Annotated in this window: 21 protein-coding genes; 15 read left to right on the top strand and 6 right to left on the bottom strand. The window is 63.8% G+C overall.

Annotation, left to right across the window (positions count from 1 at the left end):
• The first annotated feature begins 54 nt into the window (after positions 1-54).
• From mnmE to LB519_RS05920, 7 genes are all read left to right on the top strand, one after another.
• A complete protein-coding gene (gene mnmE / locus LB519_RS05950; RefSeq protein WP_127366662.1) occupies positions 55-1386 on the top strand; it encodes a tRNA uridine-5-carboxymethylaminomethyl(34) synthesis GTPase MnmE in 1332 nt (443 codons plus the stop codon).
• 250 nt (positions 1387-1636) lie between these two features.
• Positions 1637-3517 carry a tRNA uridine-5-carboxymethylaminomethyl(34) synthesis enzyme MnmG gene (gene mnmG / locus LB519_RS05945; RefSeq protein ID WP_224619017.1) on the top strand — a complete coding sequence of 627 codons (1881 nt, stop codon included), beginning with the start codon at positions 1637-1639 and terminating at the stop codon, positions 3515-3517.
• Positions 3514-4146, top strand: coding sequence for a 16S rRNA (guanine(527)-N(7))-methyltransferase RsmG (gene rsmG, locus LB519_RS05940; RefSeq protein ID WP_063169597.1), 633 nt, complete (start codon positions 3514-3516; stop codon positions 4144-4146). Before mnmG ends, rsmG begins: the two co-directional genes overlap by 4 nt.
• Before the next feature lie 52 nt (positions 4147-4198).
• Entirely contained in the window at positions 4199-4999 is an 801-nt protein-coding gene (locus tag LB519_RS05935) for a ParA family protein (RefSeq protein ID WP_013528736.1), read from the top strand.
• A gap of 63 nt (positions 5000-5062) precedes the next feature.
• Positions 5063-5953 (top strand): ParB/RepB/Spo0J family partition protein, encoded by an 891-nt coding sequence (locus LB519_RS05930; protein ID WP_013528737.1) that lies wholly within the window; start codon positions 5063-5065, stop codon positions 5951-5953.
• A 513-nt stretch (positions 5954-6466) separates the two neighbouring features.
• A complete protein-coding gene (locus LB519_RS05925) occupies positions 6467-7093 on the top strand; it encodes a DUF1326 domain-containing protein (protein WP_063169596.1) in 627 nt (208 codons plus the stop codon).
• Positions 7094-7126: 33 nt separating this feature from the next.
• Positions 7127-7915: a DUF2182 domain-containing protein gene (locus LB519_RS05920; protein ID WP_013528739.1), complete on the top strand. Its 789-nt coding sequence runs from the start codon at positions 7127-7129 to the stop codon at positions 7913-7915.
• Positions 7916-7960: 45 nt separating this feature from the next.
• Here LB519_RS05920 and holA read toward each other — a convergent pair whose 3' ends face one another.
• The gene (gene holA, locus LB519_RS05915) at positions 7961-9004 is read right to left on the bottom strand and encodes a DNA polymerase III subunit delta (protein ID WP_013528740.1); all 1044 of its coding nucleotides are present in this window, start codon (positions 9002-9004) and stop codon (positions 7961-7963) included.
• A 351-nt stretch (positions 9005-9355) separates the two neighbouring features.
• On the opposite strand from holA, the gene LB519_RS05910 reads away from it, so the two are divergent.
• From LB519_RS05910 to LB519_RS05890, 5 genes are all read left to right on the top strand, one after another.
• Positions 9356-10588, top strand: coding sequence for a 3-methyl-2-oxobutanoate dehydrogenase (2-methylpropanoyl-transferring) subunit alpha (locus LB519_RS05910; protein WP_013528741.1), 1233 nt, complete (start codon positions 9356-9358; stop codon positions 10586-10588).
• 4 nt (positions 10589-10592) lie between these two features.
• Positions 10593-11606 (top strand): alpha-ketoacid dehydrogenase subunit beta, encoded by a 1014-nt coding sequence (locus LB519_RS05905; protein WP_013528742.1) that lies wholly within the window; start codon positions 10593-10595, stop codon positions 11604-11606.
• A gap of 1 nt (position 11607) precedes the next feature.
• Entirely contained in the window at positions 11608-12924 is a 1317-nt protein-coding gene (locus tag LB519_RS05900) for a dihydrolipoamide acetyltransferase family protein (RefSeq protein WP_224619016.1), read from the top strand.
• 201 nt (positions 12925-13125) lie between these two features.
• Positions 13126-14523, top strand: coding sequence for a dihydrolipoyl dehydrogenase (gene lpdA, locus LB519_RS05895; protein ID WP_224619014.1), 1398 nt, complete (start codon positions 13126-13128; stop codon positions 14521-14523).
• A gap of 152 nt (positions 14524-14675) precedes the next feature.
• Positions 14676-15551, top strand: a complete 876-nt coding sequence (locus LB519_RS05890; RefSeq protein ID WP_224619013.1) for a glycosyltransferase — start codon at positions 14676-14678, stop codon at positions 15549-15551.
• Between the two features lie 40 nt (positions 15552-15591).
• On the opposite strand, the gene LB519_RS05885 is transcribed toward LB519_RS05890, so the two are convergent.
• Entirely contained in the window at positions 15592-16695 is a 1104-nt protein-coding gene (locus tag LB519_RS05885; RefSeq protein WP_224619011.1) for a saccharopine dehydrogenase family protein, read from the bottom strand.
• A gap of 115 nt (positions 16696-16810) precedes the next feature.
• On the opposite strand from LB519_RS05885, the gene LB519_RS05880 reads away from it, so the two are divergent.
• Complete coding sequence (locus LB519_RS05880) at positions 16811-17239, top strand: Lrp/AsnC family transcriptional regulator (protein ID WP_013528746.1); 429 nt, start codon at positions 16811-16813, stop codon at positions 17237-17239.
• Positions 17240-17290: 51 nt separating this feature from the next.
• Here the strand turns inward: LB519_RS05880 and LB519_RS05875 are convergent, their stop codons facing one another.
• The 3 genes from LB519_RS05875 to LB519_RS05865 all read right to left on the bottom strand — a co-directional run bounded on the left by LB519_RS05875 (position 17291) and on the right by LB519_RS05865 (position 20290).
• A complete protein-coding gene (locus LB519_RS05875; RefSeq protein ID WP_027162848.1) occupies positions 17291-18661 on the bottom strand; it encodes a sensor histidine kinase in 1371 nt (456 codons plus the stop codon).
• On the bottom strand, positions 18658-19332 hold the full coding sequence (locus LB519_RS05870; RefSeq protein ID WP_013528748.1) for a winged helix-turn-helix domain-containing protein: 675 nt from the start codon (positions 19330-19332) through the stop codon (positions 18658-18660). The genes LB519_RS05875 and LB519_RS05870 overlap by 4 nt, the downstream gene beginning before the upstream one ends.
• 160 nt (positions 19333-19492) lie before the next feature.
• Entirely contained in the window at positions 19493-20290 is a 798-nt protein-coding gene (locus tag LB519_RS05865; RefSeq protein WP_224619150.1) for a hypothetical protein, read from the bottom strand.
• Positions 20291-20522: 232 nt separating this feature from the next.
• On the opposite strand from LB519_RS05865, the gene LB519_RS05860 reads away from it, so the two are divergent.
• The gene (locus LB519_RS05860) at positions 20523-21158 is read left to right on the top strand and encodes a methyltransferase family protein (protein ID WP_024504074.1); all 636 of its coding nucleotides are present in this window, start codon (positions 20523-20525) and stop codon (positions 21156-21158) included.
• Positions 21159-21168: 10 nt separating this feature from the next.
• Here LB519_RS05860 and LB519_RS05855 read toward each other — a convergent pair whose 3' ends face one another.
• Entirely contained in the window at positions 21169-21654 is a 486-nt protein-coding gene (locus LB519_RS05855; protein WP_024504073.1) for a hypothetical protein, read from the bottom strand.
• 220 nt (positions 21655-21874) lie between these two features.
• On the opposite strand from LB519_RS05855, the gene LB519_RS05850 reads away from it, so the two are divergent.
• A complete protein-coding gene (locus tag LB519_RS05850; protein ID WP_013528752.1) occupies positions 21875-22240 on the top strand; it encodes a RidA family protein in 366 nt (121 codons plus the stop codon).
• Positions 22241-22252 lie beyond the last annotated feature (12 nt).

The following is a 22252-nucleotide window of genomic DNA, read 5'->3' as shown; positions in this document are numbered from 1 at the left end:
CGGGTGCGATTGGCTGATAGGCGTGAAGCTAGGGCGGTTCGGTAGAGCGGGCAAATGATTTCAGGCGATTCCATCGTAGCGCTGTCGAGCGGCCGGCTGCCTGCCGGCGTCGCCGTCATCCGAATTTCCGGCCCGCAGACTCGATTCGTGGTCGAAACGATTGCTGGGACTATGGTTAAGGACCGCGCGGCGGCTCTGCGCCGATTCAGGGCGTCTGACGGGACATTGCTCGATACCGGCCTGGTTGTGTTCTTTCCCGGTCCGGCCAGTTTCACCGGCGAGGATGTCGCGGAATTCCACGTTCATGGCGGCCGTGCCGTTGTGGCAAAAATGCTGGAGACGATGACCGGTTTTGACGGCGTCAGGCACGCGGAACCGGGCGAATTCACGCGTCGCGCTTTTCTGAACGGCAAGGTAGACCTGGTCGAAACCGAGGCGCTGGCCGATCTCGTCAATGCCGAGACGGAGGCGCAGCGGCGCTTCGCGGTCCAAAATGCCGGAGGCGCCCAAAGCGAACTCTATCTCGGCTGGCGCCGCAGGCTGATCCATGCCCGCGCCATGATCGAGGCCGAGATCGATTTCGCCGACGAGGAAGACGTCTCTGGTTCCGTTTCGGATGCGGTCTGGTCTGATGTCAGAATGATGATCGACGAGATCGACCGGCACATCGCCGGATTTCGCGCCGCCGAGATCATTCGCGATGGATTCGAGGTCGTCATCCTCGGTGCGCCCAACGCCGGTAAGTCGAGTCTGTTCAACGCCCTGGCGCGGCGCGATGCCGCTATAGTAACGGATGAACCAGGCACGACCCGCGACCTGCTTGAAGTGACACTTGATCTTCAGGGGCTGCGTGTCCGGCTTACGGATACGGCCGGGTTGCGCGATGCGCCGGGGAAGGTCGAGGCGATCGGCATCAAGAAGGCGAGGGCCAAGGCGCATGGCGCCGATCTCTTGCTGTTGCTTCACGACATGGCGAAACCAAGGGATGTCGGCGAGCTGCCGACCGAAGCGCCGATCTTACGTGTCGGCACCAAGCTCGATCTGCTGGAAAGCCGCGCGGCGAGCGACGCGACGGAGGATTACGACCTTGTCATTTCAGTGAAGAACGGGACCGGCGTGGAGGAATTGCTGGCGGAGATTGGCCGGCGCGCGGCGGAGTCAGCCGGCAGCGTCGGCGATGTCCTGCCGTCGCGCCTTCGCCACGTCGAATTGCTTGGCGAGACCAACCGCCATCTGCATCGCGCCACTGACGGCCGGATGAACGAGCAGGAGTTGCGCGCCGAGGAGTTGCGGCTCGCCGCCGATCGCCTCGGCCGAATCGTCGGCGCCATCGACGTCGAGGACATGCTGGACGTGATCTTCTCGCAGTTCTGCATCGGGAAATGACTCACGTGAAACATTGGGTCGTTGCGGCGTGAGCTCCCTTTAGATCGTATGTTGCTTTGCCGCATGCCGCCGCGCTGCGCCGCCTGCATGACTCACGTGAAACGTGTCAGGCGGCTCGATGACTCACGTGAAACACTGGGCTGACTAGCGGCGCGGCTGTTTCACGTGAAACTTGTCGCGGAGTTTTCTTGACAGCGTCGCTCCGCAGGGACATGTGTCCCTCATTCTTCTGAGTCCAGGACGTTTGGAAATGACCAATCGTTATGATGTGGTTGTGGTGGGCGGCGGCCACGCCGGTTGCGAGGCGGCCAGCGCTGCCGCGCGCGCCGGTGCCAGGACCGCCTTGGTGACGCTGCGTTTCGACACGATCGGCGTGATGTCGTGCAACCCGGCGATCGGCGGGCTCGGCAAGGGCCATCTGGTGCGCGAGATCGATGCCATGGACGGCCTCATGGGCCGCGTGGCGGATGCGGCCGGCATACAGTTCCGCCTGCTCAACCGCCGCAAAGGCCCCGCGGTGCGCGGCCCGCGTACACAGGCCGACAGAAAGCTCTATCGCCTTGCCATGCAGGAAGCGATTCGGCAGCAGAACGATCTCGACGTGGTCGAAGGCGAGGTTCTGGACTTCGAAATCGCCGATGGGCAGATCAGGGCTGTTCTCCTGGCTGATGGGCGGCGCCTGGCCTGTGGCGCGGTCGTCCTGACGACCGGGACTTTTCTGCGCGGGCTTATCCATATCGGCGAGAAGAAGATCGTCGCCGGCCGCATGAACGAGCAGGCGAGCCTCGGCCTGTCGGCAACGATGGACCGCGCCGGCTTCAAGCTTGGACGGCTGAAGACCGGGACGCCGCCGCGGCTCGATGGCCGGACCATCGACTGGGCGTCGCTGGAAAGCCAGGCGGCGGATGCGGATCCGGTGCCGTTCTCGCTGATGACCGACCGTATCACCACGCCGCAGATCGATTGCGGCATTACGCGGACGACGACCGCGACGCATGAGTTGATACGCGCCAATCTCGGTCGCTCGGCCATGTATTCCGGATCGATCGAAGGCGTTGGGCCGCGCTATTGCCCGTCGATCGAGGACAAGATCGTCAAGTTCGGGGACAGGGACGGGCACCAGATTTTTCTGGAGCCGGAAGGCCTGGACGACGACACCGTCTATCCCAATGGCATTTCGACCTCGCTGCCCGAGGATGTGCAGCTCGACATCTTGAAAACCATTCCGGGGCTGGAGCGAGCCGTCATGCTGCAGCCCGGCTATGCCATCGAATATGATCATGTCGATCCGCGCGAGCTGCATCAGACGCTGGAGACGAAGCGCGTCAGTGGCCTGTTCCTCGCCGGGCAAATCAACGGCACGACCGGCTATGAAGAAGCGGCCGGGCAAGGCTTGCTTGCCGGCCTCAATGCGGCGCGGCGGGCGGCGGGCAGCGAGCAGATCGTGCTCAGCCGCACCGAGGCCTATATCGGCGTCATGGTCGATGATTTGACCAGCCGGGGCATTGCGGAGCCCTACCGGATGTTCACGTCGCGGGCCGAGTTCCGGCTGTCGCTACGCGCCGACAATGCCGATGAGCGGCTGACGCCCGTGGCTGCGAAGCTTGGCATCGCCTCGGCGCAGCGAATGCGACGCTACGGGGATGTCATGCAGAATCTTGATGAAGCGCGGGAGCTGGCGAAGTTGCTCACAATGACGCCCAACGAGGCGGCGCGTCATGGGCTGGAAATCAACCGGGACGGCGTGCGCCGGTCCGGTTATGAATTGCTGTCCTATCCCGACGTCGACGTGGCCTGGCTGGGTCGTATCGATTCGCGATTCGCGGCGATCGACGGCAAGACGGCGGAGCGCCTCGAAACAGAGGCGAAATATTCAGTCTATCTCGATCGCCAGAAGACGGATGTGGCGCAGATCCGGCATGAAGAGAGCCGGCTGATCCCCGAGACGGTCGATTTCGCCGGAGTGCCGGGTCTGTCGAACGAGTTGAAGCAGAAGATGCAGGCGCGGCGGCCGCGCTCCATCGCCGATGCCCAGCGCATGGAAGGCATGACGCCGGCGGCGCTGGCGATCATTGTCGCGCATGTCCGTCACGCGGAGAGCGCCCAGCGCCTGCAAAAGGATGTTGCGTGAGTTCTATGACCCTAGCGAGCCTGCAGGACACGGCAGGCCCGGTTTCACGTGAAACATTCGATCGGCTGGTGGCGTTCGAGCAGATGTTCCAGAAGTGGAATCGCAGCATCAATCTGGTGGCGCAATCGACCTCGGGCGACGTCTGGCAGCGTCATATATTGGACAGCGCGCAGCTCGCGCGCATAGAGCCCCAAGCCACACGCTGGGTGGATATCGGCTCAGGCGGCGGATTTCCGGGCCTTGTCATGGCTTTCCTGCTGGCCGAGCGCGACGGCGCCAGCATCGATCTGGTTGAAAGCAATCGCAAAAAAGCATCCTTCCTGCAGACCGTCATTGGGCAGTTCAGCCTGCCGGCGCGGGTGGTGGCGCGCCGCATCGACGACAGTCATGCGCTTGTTTCGACGCCGCAGATCGTCACGGCGCGGGCGCTGGCTCCGCTTTCGACGTTGCTGGACCTGTCGGCGCCCTGGCTGATTTCAGGCGCGCGCGGCCTGTTCCACAAAGGCCGGGATTACCGCACCGAAGTGCAAGAAAGCGTTCACCGATGGTCCTTCGATCTGGTAGAACATCCCAGTGTGACCGACGCTGGCGGCGTCATCCTGGAATTGTCCAACCTGCGACCTGTCTGATCCGTCACTGACAGGCGATTTGGCGCCCAAAATGAATTTCTGGCATAAACCCATGATGAAGAATGGCCCCCGAATCATCACCGTAGCCAACCAGAAAGGCGGCGTCGGCAAGACAACCACCGCCATCAATCTGGCGACCGCGCTGGCCGCGATCGGCGAAAAGGTGCTGATCGTCGATCTCGATCCGCAGGGAAATGCCAGCACCGGCCTCGGCATCGACCGCAAGGATCGGACGGTGTCCTCCTATGACGTGTTGACCGGCGAGTTGGAGCTGGAGGCCGCGGCCATCCCGACGGCGGTGCCCGGCCTGTCGATCGTGCCGTCGACGCTCGACCTGCTCGGCATTGAAATGGAGATCGCCTCCGCGCCCGACCGGGTGCTCAAGTTGCGTAATGCGCTGCGCGCCGCGACCGAGCGCGGCGCACCCTTTGGCTATGTGCTGATCGATTGCCCGCCATCGCTCAACCTTTTGACCTTGAATTCAATGGCTGCGGCCGATTCTGTTCTTGTGCCGCTGCAATGCGAGTTCTTCGCGCTCGAAGGTCTCAGCCAGTTGCTGGAGACGGTCGAGCAGGTGCGCCGCTCGATCAATCCGGATCTCACCATCCAGGGCATCGTGCTGACCATGTATGACGGCCGCAACAATCTCGCCAACCAGGTGGTGCAGGATGTGCGGGCGCATATGGGCGACAAGGTCTACGAGACCGTCATCCCGCGCAATGTGCGGGTGTCCGAGGCGCCGTCCTACGGCAAGCCGGCGATCCTTTACGATCTGAAATGCTCGGGCAGTCAGGCCTATCTGCAACTGGCGTCGGAAGTGATCCGCCGCGAGCGCAAGTTACGCGCCGCTTGATTAGACTCCCTGCAATTTAAAGAGCCGATTCGATACCGAAACGATCCGGAACCTGGAATAAAGATGAGCGAAGACCTTTCGAGAAAGAGACTGGGGCGTGGGCTGGCGGCGCTGATCGGCGAGATCGATCGCCCAGCTGCGCCTGAAAAACCAGGCATGAGCGCCGACGGCAAGGTGCCGATCGAGTTCCTGACCCCCAATCCGAAGAATCCGCGGCGGCATTTCGGCGACGCCGAGCTGACCGACCTTGCCCAGTCGATCCGCGAACACGGCGTCGTCCAGCCGGTGGTGGCGCGTCCTTCGCCGGCACAGGCCGGCCGTTACGAGATCATCGCCGGCGAGCGGCGCTGGCGCGCGGCGCAGCGCGCCGGGCTGTCCGAGATCCCGGTCATCATCCGCGAGGTCAACGACCGCACCGCGCTCGAGCTGGCGATCATCGAAAACGTCCAGCGCACCGACCTCAATGCGGTCGAGGAAGCGCTTGGCTATCAGCAGCTGATCGATGAGCACGGCTACACCCAGGCCGATCTCGGCCAGGTGATCGGCAAAAGCCGCAGCCATGTCGCCAACACGCTCAGGCTCCTGAAGCTGCCGGATGTGATCCGCGACATGCTGGTCGACGGCGCGCTGTCGGCGGGCCATGCCCGCACGCTGGTGACGGCGGAAGATCCGGCCGGCCTTGCCAAGCGTATCGTCGAAGAGGGCCTTTCGGTGCGCCAGGCCGAAGCGCTGGCCCAGATACCGGCCGGCACCAGCAGCACCAAGGAAGCCAAGCCGGCGCCAAGTCCGGAGCAAAAGGACGCCGATACGCTGGCGCTGGAAAAGCTGTTGACCGATACGATCGGCATGATTGTGTCAGTGGATCACAAGGGCAAGGGCGGCACTTTGCGGGTTTCATACCGGTCGCTGGAGCAGCTTGATGAGCTGTGCAGAAGGCTGAAGCAGGAGCGTTAGTTAGCCGGCGAAGTATATTGAGACCGGAGATTGCGCATGTGGAAAGGGGCTGGCCGTTTGGCCGGCCTTTTCCTTTTGGGGCGCTCGTGATTGGCGAAATCGGTGACGCCGCGAATCTCCCTCCTTGAGGGGGGATGGCCGGCAGGCCAGAGGGGGTCGCCCCACATCAAGCGCCGGGCCCCTGCGGGAACGAAGAAGAGGTCAGCGCCCCACGCGCGGCGGCCCCCTCTGTCGCCTTCGGCGACATCTCCCCCTCGAGGGGGAGATCAGGCTCGCTCCCCAGCCTCGCGCTCTCAACCGCGATCCCAAGCAGCGCCTGCCGCCAGCCCTGCCGCTCGCGGCTTGACAGTGCCAGGCAACGGCGTAACCTATATTAGATATGGCTTAAATTATGTGCCCTAGCGTGCCGGTCAGTCGAGGCGGGGGCTATTTGCCGTTCCTACAACAATCGTGAAATGGCACCGCCCCGCCAATGCGATATGCCGACGCGCCTGACGCAAGTGGGAGGTGCAAATGGCAGTCCGTTGGCAATTGTCCGGAAGTTACTTCGAAAATTGTAGCTGCGATGTCGTATGTCCTTGTCTGCTGTCCACCAACGCGCAGCTGACATCGAAGCCGACGAAAGGTGTTTGCGACGTCGGTTTGGTCTTTCATATCAACACGGGCAACTACGGCGACGTTCGATTGGATGGGCTCAGTGTCGCGATGGTCGCTCACACGCCGGGTCCTATGGCAAACGGCAATTGGACGGCCGCCGCCTATATCGACGAACGGGCCGATGACAGGCAAACAGAGGCGCTAGGTGCCATCTTCACCGGCGCTGCGGGCGGCCCTATGGCGGTGCTGGCACTCATGATTGGCACGAATCTTGGCGCCAAGAAGGTGCCGATAAGCTACCGGATAGACGGCAAGAAGCGGTCGGCGGAGATTGCGGGCGTCATGCAGATGGCGGTCGAGCCGCTGCCGACAATGCGCGAGGACGGGCAGATGTGGGCGGCCACAGGCCATCCTGTCAATCCCGATTGGCTCGCCCTGGCGATGGGGGCGGAAGGCAGTACATTCAGCGATCATGGCATGAGCTGGGACAATTCCCGCCGAAACGGACATTACGCCCCGATCAATTGGTCTGGGCAGCAGTAGCCGTAGGCAGCGTAGCACGGAACGACCTCGTCCATGGCCCCGACGTTGCAGCGATACATCATTCTCGCGCTGCTGATCGCTATCGCTGCGGCGGCGTGGACCCTGCTTGTCTGGCAGCAGATGGGCATGGACGCGGACATGCGCATGGAAATGTACGCACTCACCATGGGTATGAAGGCGCCGCTGTTTCTTGCCATCTGGATGATCATGATGATTGCCATGATGTTTCCGACGGCCGCGCCCATGATCCTGACGTTTCACCAGGTCCAGGCCGGCAAACAGAGCCGGGGCGAGACCTTTGTCTCGAGCTGGGTGTTCGTGGCCGGGTATATGCTGGTTTGGGGCGTGATGGGCGTTATCGCCTTTGCCGGTGCGGCGGGTGCGGAGATGCTTGCCGGGCATGTGGGTTTGTCCGCTGCGACGGCCGCGCGTATCGGCGGCGCGCTGCTGATGATTGGGGGCGCCTATCAACTCTCCCCACTGAAAGATCTGTGTCTGGCCAAATGCCGCACGCCGATTGGCTTCATCCTGACCTCATGGCGCGATGGTTATTGGGGTGCGGTTCGCATGGGCCTGGAGCATGGACTTTTTTGCCTGGGCTGCTGCTGGCTTTTGTTTCTCGCCCTCTTTCCTCTCGGGATCATGAACGTCGCCGCAATGGCCGTGGTCACCTTGCTGATCTTTGCGGAAAAGACCCTCCCGTCCGGAGGTGGGATCGCAAAGGTGTCGGGTATCGCTCTGCTTCTTTACGGCGCGGCGGTGCTGGTCTTTCCACAGGCGCTGCCAACCTTCCAGCAGGTGGGCGCCATGACAATGAATTGACCGATGGAGGCAGCGCTCGGCGCCGAGAAGAGGAGGATCGCTCTCCTACCGCTGCGCCAACCTGCTGCTCTCCACCGCAATGCCAAGCAGCGCCTGTCTTGCCAGCGCGACGGAAAGATCCGGCCGCCGCCTGGTCTGCAGCACCGCCGTCTGCAGCCGAGTCAACGCGCGGCCGAGCGCTTCGGTGCTCCAGCGTTCCAGCGCTTTCTCCACCAGCTTGCGCCTGGAGAAAAACACCGGCGGGCGGGCGGCGGCAACGACCGAGGCGGCGTTGCGGTTGCCGGACTCCATCTGGCCGCGCATGATCTGGATCTGCTGCAACTGCCGCATTGCCGAGGACAGCACCAGGAAGGGCTGGCCGCCGGACTGGCAATGGCGGGTGAAGGCGGTGTCGAAGTCGCCGATCTTGCCTTCGAGAAGCGCGTCGACCGCGTCGTCGAAAGACGCGCCGGAGACATCACCTGACATCGCTTTGACCTCCTCCAGGCCGATCTCGGTCTGGCCATGGGCGTAGAGCACAAGCTTCTCGATCTCACCGCGCGAGGCCAGCCGGTCGCCGCCGAGATTGCGGCGCAGCGCCTGTCTCGCTTCCATGGTCATCGACATGCCGGCCCTGCCCAGTTCGCCGTCGATGACGGTGTCGATGTCGCGGGCTTCATCGGCATAGCAAGGCAGGGCCATGGCGTTGTCGGCCGCCTCGACGATGGCGCGCAGGCCGACACCTTTCTTGAGGTCGCCGGCCTCGATGAGAATGATCGCATCGCGCGCGGGCTCGGCCGTCAGCGCCTTGACGTCGTCGGCCAATGCCTTCTGGCCGCTGGCATTGCGCACCCACAGCAGGCGCCGGTCGGAAAACATCGGCACGGTGCGGGCCTCGTCGAGCAGCCGGCCCTCGTCTCGGTCGACCTCCGACCCCTCCAGCCTGACCACCGAGAAGGGATCGTCGAGCGGCAGGCCGGTCTTGCCGGCAAAGGCCTTTGCTCGCTCGGAGACGAGGCCGCGATCGGGGCCGTAAAGCAGGACGATGGAGATCCGCTGGTCCGGCTTCGCGAGCCAGCCATCGACCTCATATGCTTTCTTCTGTGCCATGGCGGGTTGGTTAGCATGATGTGGGGGCGGCATCCAGCTTGGGCGAACGGTCGACCCCCACTCCGTCGAGCTTCGCTCGACACCTCTCCCCCGATCGACGGGGGAGAGGAAAGGCGCGAGTTCGTCGACCAATCACCTTATCTGCCGGCAAACCTCGCCCAACCTTCCCTCTAATTGCGCGCCACCGCCCAACATCGACAAGAAATTTCGCGGACATATCTTCATCTTGGGTGCGGGAGGCTGGATCGGCCGGCGTGGCCGGGACCGACGTCCGCAGGCTACCCGACGAATTCGCACTGGCGGCGCAGATATGCAAATATCTGTTCCGGGCAACATTGGAGGACAAAGGTCATGGCCGATGCTGGGATGTTGCGGTTTCATGTTCCGGAACCGGAAGTGCGGCCGGGCGGAACGCCTGACTTTTCCAATGTGCCGATCCCCAAGGCCGGCTCGGTGCCGCGCCCGGAGATCGATGTCGATCCGCGCACCATCCGCGATCATGCCTTCTCGATCATCCGCGTGCTGAACCGCACGGGCGAGGCCGTCGGCCCGTGGGCCGGCCTGCTGTCCAGCGACGAGCTTCTCACCGGCCTGCGCCACATGATGACGCTGCGGACCTTCGATGCGCGCATGCAGATGGCGCAGCGGCAGGGCAAGACCTCGTTCTACATGCAGCATCTGGGCGAAGAGGCTGTGGCTTGCGCCTTCCGCAAGGCACTGGCGCCGGGCGACATGAACTTTCCGACCTATCGCCAGGCAGGGCTGCTGATTGCCGATGGCTACCCGATGGTCACGATGATGAACCAGATCTATTCCAACGAAGCCGACCCGCTGAAGGGCCGGCAATTGCCGGTCATGTATTCGTCGAAGGAGCACGGCTTCTTCTCGATCTCCGGCAATCTGGCGACGCAGTACATCCAGGCGGTCGGCTGGGCGATGGCCTCGGCGATATCGAACGATTCGCGCATCGCAGCCGCGTGGATCGGCGACGGCTCGACGGCCGAGTCCGATTTCCATTCGGCGCTGGTGTTCGCCTCCACCTACAAGGCGCCGGTCGTGCTCAATGTCGTCAACAACCAGTGGGCGATCTCGACTTTTCAAGGCATCGCGCGCGGCGGTTCGGGCACGTTCGCGGCCAGGGGCCTCGGCTTCGGCATCCCGTCACTGCGCGTCGACGGCAACGACTACCTCGCCGTCCACGCCGTGGCCAAATGGGCGGCGGAGCGGGCGCGCAGCAATCTCGGGCCGACGCTGGTCGAATATGTCACCTACCGTGCCGGCGCACATTCGAGCTCGGACGACCCGTCCGCCTACCGGCCGAAGACCGAATCCGACGCCTGGCCGCTCGGCGACCCGATCGTGCGGCTGAAGAACCATCTCATCGCGCTCGGCGTCTGGTCGGACGAGCGGCACGCGCAGGCCGAGGCGGAAATCCTCGACACGGTTATCGCGGCGCAGAAGGAAGCCGAAGGCCACGGCACGCTGCATGCCGGCGGCAAGCCGTCGACGCGCGACATGTTCGAAGGGCTCTACGCCGAAATGCCGCCGCATCTCAGACGCCAGCGCCAACAGGCGGGAGTCTGAAGCCATGCCGAGACGGACCATGATCGAGGCCATTCGCGATGCCATGGATGTGTCGATGGGGCGCGACGAGAAAGTCGTCGTGTTCGGCGAGGATGTCGGCTTCTTCGGTGGCGTCTTCCGCTGCACGCAGGGCTTGCAGGCCAAATACGGCAAGAGCCGCTGCTTCGATGCGCCGATCAACGAATCCGGCATTGTCGGCTCGGCCATCGGCATGGCCGCCTATGGCTTGAAGCCGTGCGTGGAAATTCAGTTTGCCGACTACATGTACCCGGCCTACGACCAGCTGACCCAGGAAGCGGCACGGCTGCGCTACCGCTCCAACGGCGATTTCACCTGCCCGATCGTGGTGCGCATGCCGACCGGCGGCGGCATTTTTGGCGGCCAGACGCACAGCCAGAGCCCTGAGGCGCTGTTCACCCATGTGTCGGGGCTGAAGACGGTGGTGCCGTCCAACCCGCACGACGCCAAGGGGCTTTTGATCGCGGCGATCGAGGATCCGGATCCGGTGATTTTCCTCGAGCCGAAGCGGCTCTACAACGGTCCGTTCGATGGTCATCACGACCGGCCGGTGACGCCCTGGTCGAAGCATGAGCTGGGCGAGGTGGCCGACGGCCACTACACGGTGCCGCTCGGCAAGGCGGCGATCCGCAGGGCAGGCTCGGCCCTCACCGTGCTCGCCTACGGCACCATGGTCTATGTCGCGCAGGCGGCTGTCGAAGAAACCGGCATCGATGCCGAGATCATCGACCTCAGGACCCTGCTGCCGCTCGATCTCGATACGATCGTCGCCTCGGTGAAAAAGACCGGGCGCTGCGTCATCGTGCATGAGGCGACGCTGACCTCGGGCTTCGGCGCCGAGCTGTCGGCGCTGGTGCAGGAAAACTGTTTCTATCACCTCGAAGCGCCGGTTGCTCGCGTTGCCGGCTGGGACACGCCCTATCCGCATGCGCAGGAGTGGGATTATTTTCCCGGTCCCGCCCGCGTTGGCCGTGCCTTGCTTGAAACCATGGGAGCCTGAGATGGGCGAACACATCATCAAGCTACCCGATGTCGGCGAAGGCGTCGCCGAGGCCGAGCTGGTCGAATGGCACGTCAAGGTCGGCGATATCGTCCGCGAGGACACTGTGCTCGCCGCCGTCATGACCGACAAGGCGACGGTTGAAATCCCCTCGCCGGTTGATGGCGAGATCCTGTGGCTGGGCGCCGAGATCGGCGACACGGTGGCCATCGGTTCGCCCATCGTGCGGCTGAAGGTGGCGGGCGAGGGCAACGCCAAGCCGCAAGGCGCCGAAGTGGAAGCGGTGTCCGCTGAGCCTCCGGCAAAACTTCCGACGCCGAAGCCCGAGGCTGCTGCGCCGGTCGTGAAGACATCGCCAAAGAGCGACGAGCCCAAGGCGAAACCGGCAGCCTCACAGAAAAGCACGGCGCAGCCTTCCGTCTCCGGCGCGCCGCGGCTTCAAGGCGAAAGACCGCTGGCGTCGCCGGCCGTTCGTCTGCGGGCAAAAGAAGCCGGCATCGATCTCAGGCAGGTTGCCGGATCCGGTCCGGCCGGTCGCATCGGCCATGAGGACATCGAAGCGTTCCTGGCCCGCGGGCCGCAGGTCGCAAAGGCATCCGGCCTCGCCCGCAACGATGCTGTGCAGGATATCAAGGTGGTCGGCTTGCGGCGCAAGATCGCCGAGAAGATGTCGCTGTCCAAATCGCGCATTCCGCACATCACCTATGTCGAGGAGATCGACGTCACCGCACTGGAGGAATTGCGCGCGGCGCTCAACAAGGAGAAGCGTCCTGGCGTGGAGCGGCCGAAACTGACGCTGCTGCCGTTCCTGATGCGGGCGATGGTCAAGGCGATCGCGGACCAGCCCAATCTCAACTCCCTGTTCGACGACGAGGCCGGCATCGTCCATCAGCATGGCGGCATCCATATCGGCATCGCCGCACAGACGCCGTCGGGGCTGGTGGTTCCGGTGGTCAAGCACGCCGAGGCGCGCGACATCTGGGATTGCGGCGCCGAGGTCATCAGGCTGGCCGAGGCGGCCAAGTCCGGCACGGCAACACGCGACGAGCTGTCCGGCTCGACCATCACCATCACCTCGCTCGGCGCCATGGGCGGCGTGGCGACGACGCCGGTCATCAACCATCCGGAAGTGGCGATCGTCGGCGTCAACAAGATGATGGTGCGGCCGGTGTGGGACGGCACCCAGTTCATGCCGCGCAAGATGATGAACCTGTCGTCGAGCTTCGACCATCGGGTGATCGATGGGTGGGATGCAGCGGTGTTCATCCAGCGGATCAAGACGCTGCTGGAAACGCCGGCGCTGATTTTCGTGGATTGAGGGGATGAGAACGGTCGCAAGGGCCCCCTCACCCGGATTGCCAAAACCGAATTGCGAAGGGCAATTCGGGGCAATCCGACCTCTCCCCGAGGGGAGAGGAGGTCGCCGGCGTCTGTGCTCGCCTCTTCTCCCCACCGGGGAGAAGGTGGCCGCGAAGCGGCCGAATGAGGGGGCCTTCGCCACCAGAAAGAGCGTGCCATCATGAAAGAAATCTCCTGCAAGCTGCTCGTCATCGGCGCCGGGCCGGGCGGCTATGTCTGCGCTATTCGGGCCGGACAGCTCGGCGTCGATACGGTGATCGTCGAGGCCGGCAAGCCGGGCGGCACCTGCCTCAATGTCGGCTGCATCCCGTCCAAGGCGCTGATCCATGCGGCGGAGGAGTTCGAGAAGGTGTCGCACATGGCGGGCGGCAAGAGCCCGCTCGGCATTTCGGTCACCGCGCCGACGCTCGATCTTGCCCGGACCGTCGCTTGGAAGGATGGCATCGTCAGCCGGCTCAACAGTGGCGTCGCCGGCCTGCTCAAGAAGGCAGGCGTGAAAACCGTGCATGGCTGGGCGAGCTTTCGCGACGGCAAGACGGTCGCGGTCGAGACCGAGACGGGCGTGCAGGTGATCCGGGCCGAAACGATCGTCATCGCCTCCGGTTCGGCGCCGGTGGAGCTGCCGTTCCTGCCGTTTGGCGGTCGGGCGATTTCGTCCACCGAGGCGCTGGCGCTCAGCGACGTGCCGAAAAATCTCGCGGTCGTCGGTGGCGGCTATATTGGGCTGGAACTCGGCATGGCATTTGCCAAGATGGGCGCTGAGGTGACCGTGATCGAGGCCTTGCCGCGCGTGCTGGCGCAGTATGATGCGGAGCTGACCCGGCCGGTGGTCAAGCGGCTCACCGCGCTCGGCGTCGAGGTGATGCTGGGCGCCAAGGCCAAGGGGCTTTCAACCAAGGGTGACGCGTTGCTGGTCGAGACGGCGGACGGCAAGAGCGTCAAGGTCGCCGCCGAAAAAATCCTGGTCACGGTCGGGCGCAAGCCGGTGACCGAAGGCTGGGGGCTCGAGCAGATCGACCTCGACATGGCCGGCAAATTCATCCGCATCGACGACCAGTGCCGCACCTCGATGCGCGGCATCTTCGCCGTTGGCGACGTCACCGGCGAGCCGATGCTGGCGCACCGGGCGATGGCGCAGGGCGAGATGGTTGCCGAGATCGTTGCCGGCCACAAGCGCAGCTGGGACAAGCGTTCGATACCCGCCGTTTGCTTCACCGATCCCGAACTGGTGACCGCTGGTCTTTCGCCGGAAGAAGCCAAGGCGCTCGGCGGCGAGATCAAGATCGGCATGTTCCCGTTCGCGGCCAACGGCCGGGCGATGACGAAGCTGGGCGAGGACGGCTTTGTCCGCGTCTTGGCCCGCGCCGACAACCATCTGGTGCTCGGCATCCAGGCGGTCGGGCAGGGTGTGTCGGAACTGGCGGCGGCGTTCGGGCTGGCGCTGGAGATGGGCGCGCGGCTGGAGGACATCGCCGGCACCATCCATGCCCATCCGACGCAGGGCGAGGGATTCCAGGAAGCAGCGCTGAAGGCGCTGGGACACGCGCTGCATATTTGAGGAAAGGGGCGAACCTGTTCGAGCCAGCTCTCTTCCTTCCCTCGCCAGCCGCTCATCTAGGCGCGACCAAAGCGATTGGCGGGAAAGTGCCGCGTACCATGTTTTCCGAGAACCGGATTCCACCCTTCGGGATCATGCTCTAGTCTCCTCCCATGAGCACCGACCTGAAGAAATACGTGGCGATTCGCTACAACACCGCCACCGGCTTCATGCCGAGCCAATGGAATGGACACGGCAGAGCCAATCTCGACCCGGTGTGGCTGGTCGAGCGGCTGGCGCTGTTCGACACCTATTGCGCGCCGTCGCTCGAGGGCCAGTCGCAGAAGGACTTTACGGTCCTGATTGCGTTCGATTCCGAAACACATGAGAACTACATCCGGATCGTCTGCGGCTGCGCGGCCGGGATTGATGTCAGGCCGGTTCTCATCAAGGCCGGCGAGAACTACAGTGTCGCCTTCAATGCGTTTGTCCAAAGCGACACGGATGCCGAATTTGTTTCGCTGACTCGGCTCGACAGCGATGACGCGCTGGCGCCGACCTTCATGGAGCGTGTCGATTTCTACGCGCGCCGGGAAATCGCCAAAGGCGAGGTGAACCAGCAACCGCTATATATCGCCTTTCCGCACGGCCAGAATTTCGATGCGGCAACCAACCACTACACGCAGCACGAATATCCAACGTCGGCCTTCGGCACTCTGGTCGAGAAGCGATCACCGTCCATGAACGGGGTCTATTGCGACGAGCACACGAGGATGGCGATGCGTTTCAACACCGTCGGGGCGGCCTCGAAGGAGGCTCAATGGTGCATCGTCATTCATGACAACAATGCGGCCAATGTGTTGCGCGGCAAGCCGGTCGCCGAGCCGGCTTTCACCGTGGGCCGGCCCGGTGCCGAGACAAATGCGCGCGCGCCGGCTCGAAAAGAGACTACGCAAAAGCAGATGCCGCAGACTTCGGCCAAGGCCTCGCGCAACGCCGGCAATTTTGTCCGGTTTCTGCTTGGGCGGCCGATGGTCTTGCGGAAATAGCTCGATGCTAATCTCCCCCTCAAGCGGGAGATTATGCGCTTCACCCCGCCAGCCGACTCACCATTTCGTGCTGGGCATAGGCGCGGCCAAAACGGTTGGCTAGAAACGCGTCCAGCGCAATGTCTTCCTGCTTGATGAAGCCGGTCGCCGGCAGGCTGCCGTCGGCCAGCATGTCGAGCACGGCGCAGATGCCGGACGCCGTGGTGATCTGGATGGCGCTGCGCACCACCTGGCCGATACGCTGGGAATAGACCTTGTTGGCGTAGGTCTCCTGCAGCAGGCGGCCGTTCTTGCGGCCGGAGACGGTGACGAAGACGATGACGACGTCCTGCAATGTCGCCGGCAGGGCGCTTTCAAAAATGTCCTTCAGCACGTCGCGGCGATGGCGCAGGCCGAGGTCGTTGAGCAGCGCCTTCATGATCGCGGCGTGGCCGGGGTAGCGGATGGTGCGGTAGTTGAGCGTGCGCACCTTGCCCTTCAGCGTCTCGGCCAGCGTGCCGAGGCCGCCGGAGGTGTTGAATGCCTCGTAGGTGACGCCGTCGAGCGAGAACTCCTCGCGCTCTTCCAGCGGCGGCACCTCGACCAGCTCGCCCTCGACGATCGCCTCGCAGGGCTCGCAATATTCGTTGATGACGCCGTCGGTGCTCCAGGTGAGATTGTAGTTCAGCGCGTTGGACGGGTATTGCGGCAGGGCGCCGACGCGCATGCGCACGCTCTCCAGCGAATCGAACCGGCTGGCGAGATCGTTGGCGACGATCGAGATGAAGCCCGGCGCCAGGCCGCATTGCGGAATGAAGGCGCTTCTGCCCGAACGCGCCAGTTCCTTGACGCGGCGGGTCGAGACGACATCCTCGGTCAGGTCGAGATAGTGCACGCCGGCACTGGCGGCCGCCTCGGCGATGCGGGTGGTCAGATGGAAGGGAGCGGCGCTGAGCACCGCGAGTTTGCCGGCGAGTGCGGCTTCAAGCGTGCCGGACGCTTCGATGTCGAGCTCCAGCGTCGCAACCGTGGCCGGGACTTCGGCAGCAGTGAGCTGTGCTGCCGAGCGGTCGACGAGCGTGACCTGATAATCTCCCGTGGCGGCGAGCATCTCGGCAATGGTCGAGCCGATCTTGCCGGCGCCGACAACGACAATTTTCTTCATGACAAATCCATCACTGGTTGTGAGCACAGATTCGCAGCTTGCCCGTCGAAAGGAAGCGTGGTTCTGTACGAAACGAACCCATTGATTGGTCAGTCCGCCGAGAAGAATCGTCGAAATGCTCAGCGATGCCGAACAGACCCTGCTTTCGCTGCTGCGCGAGAATGCGCGCGCCTCGACCGCCGAGCTGGCGCGGCGGCTTGGCGTCTCGCGGACAACCGTGCAGAGCCGGATCGAACGGCTGGAGCAGCGCGGCATCATATCAGGCTACGGCGTGCGGCTGGCGCCGGATTATGAGCAGGGGTTGGTGCGGGCCCATGTGCTGCTCACCGTGACGCCCAAGCTTGCCGACAAGGTGGTGCGCGGCCTGCGCGGTTTGGCGACGGTCCGGACGCTGCATTCGGTCAGCGGCAATTTCGACATGATCGTCATCGTCGACGCCCCATCGATCCGCGACCTCGACATGCTGCTCGACCAGATCGGCGCCATGGATGGAGTCGAGCGGACGCTGTCGTCGATCATCCTGTCGACGCGGATAGATAGGTGAGGGGACCTCTCAACCCAAGCTGGGCTTGAACAGCACCAGCCGTTTCGCCGGCTAATCCGTAGCCAGCGGAAAACGCACCACCACCGCAAGTCCCGGTCGGCAATCCTCGAGCGTGATCGATGCGCCGTGCAGATCGGCGATGGCCCGGACAAGGCTGAGCCCGAGGCCGCTGCCTGATGTCGAGCGGCTGTGGTCCAGCCGGTAGAGCCGCTGGAACACTTTCTCGCGCTCTTCCGCCGGAATGCCGGGACCGTTGTCGGCGACGCCCGCAACGACGCGTTCGCCCTGGCGCGCCACCGACAGCTTTATCGTCGTGCCCGATGGACAATGGCGCAACGCGTTCTCGACCAGATTGGCGAACATCTGCGTCAGCAGCTCGCGATCGCCATGGATCCGGTCCGTCGTTTCCTGTGGTTGCGCCAACGACAGCGACTTTCCGTCGTCCTCGGCAACATCGGCATAGATCTCGGCGATGGTTTGCAGCACCTCGCCCAGATCGACATCGGTGAACCGCGCCCGGCGGGCGCCGGCCTCGATCTGCGCGATGCGCAGCAGGGCATCGAAGGTCTCGTTGATCTGCAGGCTCTCGGCATGCGCCTCCGCCAGTTCAGCGGCGATTTTCCGGCCCGACAGGTTCTTTTCCGACGCGGTGTCGAGGATCATCTGCAACCGGTTGAGCGGCGTCTTCAGATCGTGGGCGATGTTGGCGCTGACCTGTTTCATGCCTTCGACCAGCGCCGACAGGCGGTCGAGCGCGGCATTGACCTGGCTGGAGACGATGTCGATGTCGTCACCCTTGCCGGTCAGCGGAATGCGGGTGTCCAGCCGTCCATGCGAGACATCCACCATGGTGGCGGCGATGCCGTCGAGACGGCGCTGGACGCGCGAGGCGAGCAGGGCGCCGCCGGCGACCGCCAGCCCGGTGATGATCAGGGTTCCCCAGCCAAAGCTCATCAGCACGATCCTCTCCAGCTCCTCCGTCTCGGAAAGGCTGAAGGCGACGGTCAGCGTGTTGCCGCCGACCGGGCCGGAATAGGCGCGGTACTCGGCGCCGGGCGGCACGCCGGGCATTTCGGTGTCGAACATCGAGAAGCCGTCGGGAAGCCCCGCGGCGGTGAAGTTGCCGGCCAGGCGATTGCCCGTTGCGTCGGTCAGCGAAAACAGCTGCTCCTTCTTGAGGCTGCGCAGGGAGTGGCTGCCGACGGTCTCAACCAGCTCCTTGAGGTCGTTCTCGGCATAGGTCGCGGCGACGACCGCGTAGGTTTCCTTGATGGTGTCGTCGAGCCGCTCGGCAAGATCGGCGCTCATCATCTGGTAGACGATGGCGCCAGACAGGACGAAGGCCAGCACGAACAGGAAGGCGAAGGTCAGGGCAAGCCGGAATGGCGTGCTGCGCAGCAGGCGGGACCAGGTTCCGGTCATGGCGCGTGCAGGCTGTAGCCGGTGTTGCGGACGGTGTGGATGAGCTGGGTTTCGAAGGGCTTGTCGACCTTGGCCCGCAGCCGGCTGATATGGGTCTCGACGACGCTGGTCCTGGGATCGAAATGAAAATCCCAGACCCGCTCCAGAAGCATGGTGCGGGTGATGACGCGGCCTTCGCCGCGCATCAGCACTTCCAGCAAGCTGAACTCCCGCGGCTGCAGGTCGATCGGCTGGCCCCGCCTCGTGACGCGGCGCATGATCAGGTCCATTTCGAGGTCGGCGACCCGCAGGACGGTTTTCTGCTCCTGCGCCGCCGGCCGCCGGCCAAGCGCGTTGATGCGGGCGAGGAGTTCGGAAAAGGCGAAGGGCTTGACCAGATAGTCGTCGCCGCCTGCCTCGAGCCCCTCGACGCGGTCGTCGATGCCGCCGACGGAGGTGAGGAAGATCGCCGGCGTGCGCACGCCGGCGGCGCGCACCGCCTTGACCATCGACAGGCCGTCGAGACCGGGGATCATCCGATCGGCGACGATCACGTCGTATTTGCCCCGGGTCGCCGCGAACAGCCCGTCATGGCCGTTGCGCAGGAGATCGCAGACATGGCCGGCCTCGGTCAGTCCCCTGACGATATAGTCGGCCGTCCTGTGGTCGTCCTCGACGAGAAGCAGTCGCATGAAAGGTCCGGTCCGTTGCCGAGATGGAGAGGCTATCACCGGCACGGGCTTGTTCCTAGGATGTCACGAAGGCGCAGGCATGGTGGCGCTAGAACGTTCACGATTGGCCGAAGCGGTGGGGTTTTCGGCAATTGTCAATGCCAGCGCATCCGCCCTGCACCTAGTCCAGGTCCAGCAACAGTTCATCGGCTTCGTCGGTTGTCCCCTTCAGGGTCATGTGCAGGACGAGCGCAATGATACAGCCGAGGAAGAGCAGGCTGGTGAAGATGGTGCCGAAGCCCAGGCCGCCATGCCTGGCCGACCGCGACAGCAGGTCGCCGAAGGAGGCGCCGAGCGGCCGCGTCAGGATATAGGCGAGCCAGAAGGCCAGGATGCCGTCGAGATTGAGCAGCCAGTAGGCCAGCACGATGAGCGCGATGGCGCCGCCGAACAGCAGGCCTGTGGTGAGGTAGCCCATGTCGAAGCTTTCGGCGACGAGATCGCCGGCGGCGGTGCCGAGCGCGAAGGTCAAGAGGATCGCCAGCCAGTAGAAGATTTCGCGCCTGGTGGTGAAGATGGTGTGGATCGACAGCGTCCGTTCGCTGGCGTACCAGACCGCGAATGTCGCGGCGAGCGCAACCGAGAAGGCGATGGTCGTGGTCTGCAGGCGCACGCCGAAAGTGTCGACGAGATTGTCCGTCACCAGGGTGCCGACGATGCTGATCAGCACCACCGCCAGCCAGTAGGCCCACGGCACGTAACGCTTCTGCGCAAACTGCAGGACGAGGGCAGCGATCAGGATGCCGGTCATGATCAGCGAGGTGACGGTCAGCCCAAGTCCGATCGTGTCGGCAAGATAGTCCGCCGCGGTCTCGCCGGTGGTGACCGCCATCAACTTGATCACCCAGAAATCGAGAGTGACGTCGGGAACCCGGTTGTGGTTCGGTGGGGCGGGTTGTCGCCTGTTGGGCGCGAGCATGGCTGAAGTCCTGAGGTCGACGGTTGCGGCGGTGGCGATCCCCGCAGCGTAAGCAAACGAGTTCACGCCGGCCTGTCCGGCGGCATACAAATTCGTAAGAATGGGCGTGGGCCGCGCAAAGGTCCTTTACGAACGCCCGGCGCTGCGCCGATAGAGGGCGTGCGCCTTTCATCCGCCATCAATGTCATGCCCATTGCTCACGGGCACCCGTCAGTGCCCCAGGAAACACCAAATGACCTACGCTACCCTCAAGCCGGTTTCCCAGGCCTTCGACCAGCGCAAGCGCCTGATCTTCGTGCGGGTTGCGGCGGCGCTGGCGGTGTTGCTGCTGTTTCTCACCAAGCCGGGGCTGAGCGAGGGCTCCGACGGGCACGAAACGATCGAATTCTTCGGCTTTTGCCTGGTGCTCGTCTGTGTCGTCGGGCGGCTGTGGAGCATTCTCTATGTCGGCGGCAAGAAGAACGAGGAACTGGTCTCGACGGGACCGTTCTCGACCACGCAGAACCCGCTCTATTTCTTCTCGACGGTCGGTGCGGTCGGCATTGGATTGCTCTACGGCTCGCTGATGGCGGCCGTGGCGCTGGGCCTTGCCAGCTTTTTCATCTTTCGCGTCACGGCGCGCAAGGAAGCCGAATTTCTGCTCGGCAAGTTCGGCCCAGCCTATCTTGCCTACACCAAGAGCACGCCCCGGTTCTGGCCAAACCCGCTGCTCTACCGCGATGATGACGAACTGCAGTTCTCGACGCGGGCTTTGAAGCGCACGTTTTTCGACGGGCTCTATTTCCTCGCCATCTTCCCGGCCATCGAACTGGTCGAGCATTTCCGGGCGACCGGCATGCTGTTTCCGGCCTTCGTCACGCTCTACTGATCAGCTGGCTCTAGCTGCCGAGCGGATGCGGCATGTAGCCGACGAAGCCTGATATCTTCCAGCTTCCGCCGACCTTGCTGCAGAAATACAGCGTCTGCCATTTCAGCCGGTCGACGCTGCCGTCCGCCTTGGCGACCGAGCCGTCGAACTTCTTGTGCAGCACGGCGCGGTCGCCGTCGACGTCGATGTCTCGCATGTTGGTGACGCGAAACAGCGCCTCGCGCAGCGGCTCGGCGAATTTGGTCGCCGCCGTCTCTTTGGCCTGGCGCAGCCATTCGTCGCGATAGACGTCGAGCCTTGGAAACTGCAGCCGCCAGGCGTCGGCGTTGTGCAGGAAATGCGCATGCATGCCGAAGAAGCTCTCGGCAACGAAATCATCCTCGACCATGGCCCAGTCCTGGCCGATGAAGGCGTCGATGTCGCGCCGCACCAGCATTTCCCAGAGCGCGTGGCGATCGGCATCGCCTGATGGAAACGGGTTCTTGTCGTAGGTCATTGCTGGTATCTCCGCTCTGGCAAATGCGTCTGTGCGGTGCGGCTTCCAAGCCGCCCGTCAGCGCGTACGATGCAAGGGCTCTTGTAATAAAGCAACGCAGATTTCCAAGAATGTTGCTTTCCAACAAGGCCCCTATGAGGATCGGCCGGATCGGCGTAAATGTCGATCGAAGCGGGCGCTGCAATGGCACCCCGTCCTGTCATCAGAGGAGGCTTGTCCCTTGCCGAAACAGTGTTTTGGAACGTCGCATGTGCCGTTGTCGCCCGCCGTGCGGGCAGGCGATCTCGTCTATGTCTCGGGCCAGGTTCCCGTCGGCAGCGACGGCATCGTGGTCAAGGGCGGCATATCGGAACAGACCGAGCAGGTGCTCGCCAATATCAAGGCCGCGCTGGCGCTGGCCGGCTGCACCATGGACGATGTGGTGAAGACCACCGTATGGCTGGAAGACGCGCGCGATTTCGGCGCCTTCAACGCCGTCTATGCCAGGCACTTTCCGAAGAACCCGCCGGCCCGCACCACGGTCGAATCGCGGCTGATGATCGATATCAAGATCGAGGTCGAGGCGGTCGCCTATCGGCCTCTGTAAGCAAAGCAACGA

This window comes from Mesorhizobium sp. AD1-1 (genome assembly GCF_020164655.1).
Lineage (GTDB): Bacteria > Pseudomonadota > Alphaproteobacteria > Rhizobiales > Rhizobiaceae > Mesorhizobium > Mesorhizobium ciceri.
Note: the sequence above shows the minus strand (reverse complement) of the source record. Positions and strands in the feature narration are given on the sequence as shown.

Bases quoted from the DNA above. Each gene is read 5' to 3' on its own strand.
- mnmE (WP_127366662.1), top strand. From the start codon at position 55: ATGATTTCAGGCGATTCCATCGTAGCGCTGTCGAGCGGCCGGCTGCCT.
- mnmG (WP_224619017.1), top strand. From the start codon at position 1,637: ATGACCAATCGTTATGATGTGGTTGTGGTGGGCGGCGGCCACGCCGGT.
- LB519_RS05935 (WP_013528736.1), top strand. From the start codon at position 4,199: ATGATGAAGAATGGCCCCCGAATCATCACCGTAGCCAACCAGAAAGGC.
- LB519_RS05930 (WP_013528737.1), top strand. From the start codon at position 5,063: ATGAGCGAAGACCTTTCGAGAAAGAGACTGGGGCGTGGGCTGGCGGCG.
- LB519_RS05925 (WP_063169596.1), top strand. From the start codon at position 6,467: ATGGCAGTCCGTTGGCAATTGTCCGGAAGTTACTTCGAAAATTGTAGC.
- LB519_RS05920 (WP_013528739.1), top strand. From the start codon at position 7,127: ATGGCCCCGACGTTGCAGCGATACATCATTCTCGCGCTGCTGATCGCT.
- holA (WP_013528740.1), bottom strand. From the start codon at position 9,004: ATGGCACAGAAGAAAGCATATGAGGTCGATGGCTGGCTCGCGAAGCCG.
- LB519_RS05910 (WP_013528741.1), top strand. From the start codon at position 9,356: ATGGCCGATGCTGGGATGTTGCGGTTTCATGTTCCGGAACCGGAAGTG.
- LB519_RS05905 (WP_013528742.1), top strand. From the start codon at position 10,593: ATGCCGAGACGGACCATGATCGAGGCCATTCGCGATGCCATGGATGTG.
- LB519_RS05900 (WP_224619016.1), top strand. From the start codon at position 11,608: ATGGGCGAACACATCATCAAGCTACCCGATGTCGGCGAAGGCGTCGCC.
- lpdA (WP_224619014.1), top strand. From the start codon at position 13,126: ATGAAAGAAATCTCCTGCAAGCTGCTCGTCATCGGCGCCGGGCCGGGC.
- LB519_RS05890 (WP_224619013.1), top strand. From the start codon at position 14,676: ATGAGCACCGACCTGAAGAAATACGTGGCGATTCGCTACAACACCGCC.
- LB519_RS05885 (WP_224619011.1), bottom strand. From the start codon at position 16,695: ATGAAGAAAATTGTCGTTGTCGGCGCCGGCAAGATCGGCTCGACCATT.
- LB519_RS05880 (WP_013528746.1), top strand. From the start codon at position 16,811: ATGCTCAGCGATGCCGAACAGACCCTGCTTTCGCTGCTGCGCGAGAAT.
- LB519_RS05875 (WP_027162848.1), bottom strand. From the start codon at position 18,661: ATGACCGGAACCTGGTCCCGCCTGCTGCGCAGCACGCCATTCCGGCTT.
- LB519_RS05870 (WP_013528748.1), bottom strand. From the start codon at position 19,332: ATGCGACTGCTTCTCGTCGAGGACGACCACAGGACGGCCGACTATATC.
- LB519_RS05865 (WP_224619150.1), bottom strand. From the start codon at position 20,290: ATGCTCGCGCCCAACAGGCGACAACCCGCCCCACCGAACCACAACCGG.
- LB519_RS05860 (WP_024504074.1), top strand. From the start codon at position 20,523: ATGACCTACGCTACCCTCAAGCCGGTTTCCCAGGCCTTCGACCAGCGC.
- LB519_RS05855 (WP_024504073.1), bottom strand. From the start codon at position 21,654: ATGACCTACGACAAGAACCCGTTTCCATCAGGCGATGCCGATCGCCAC.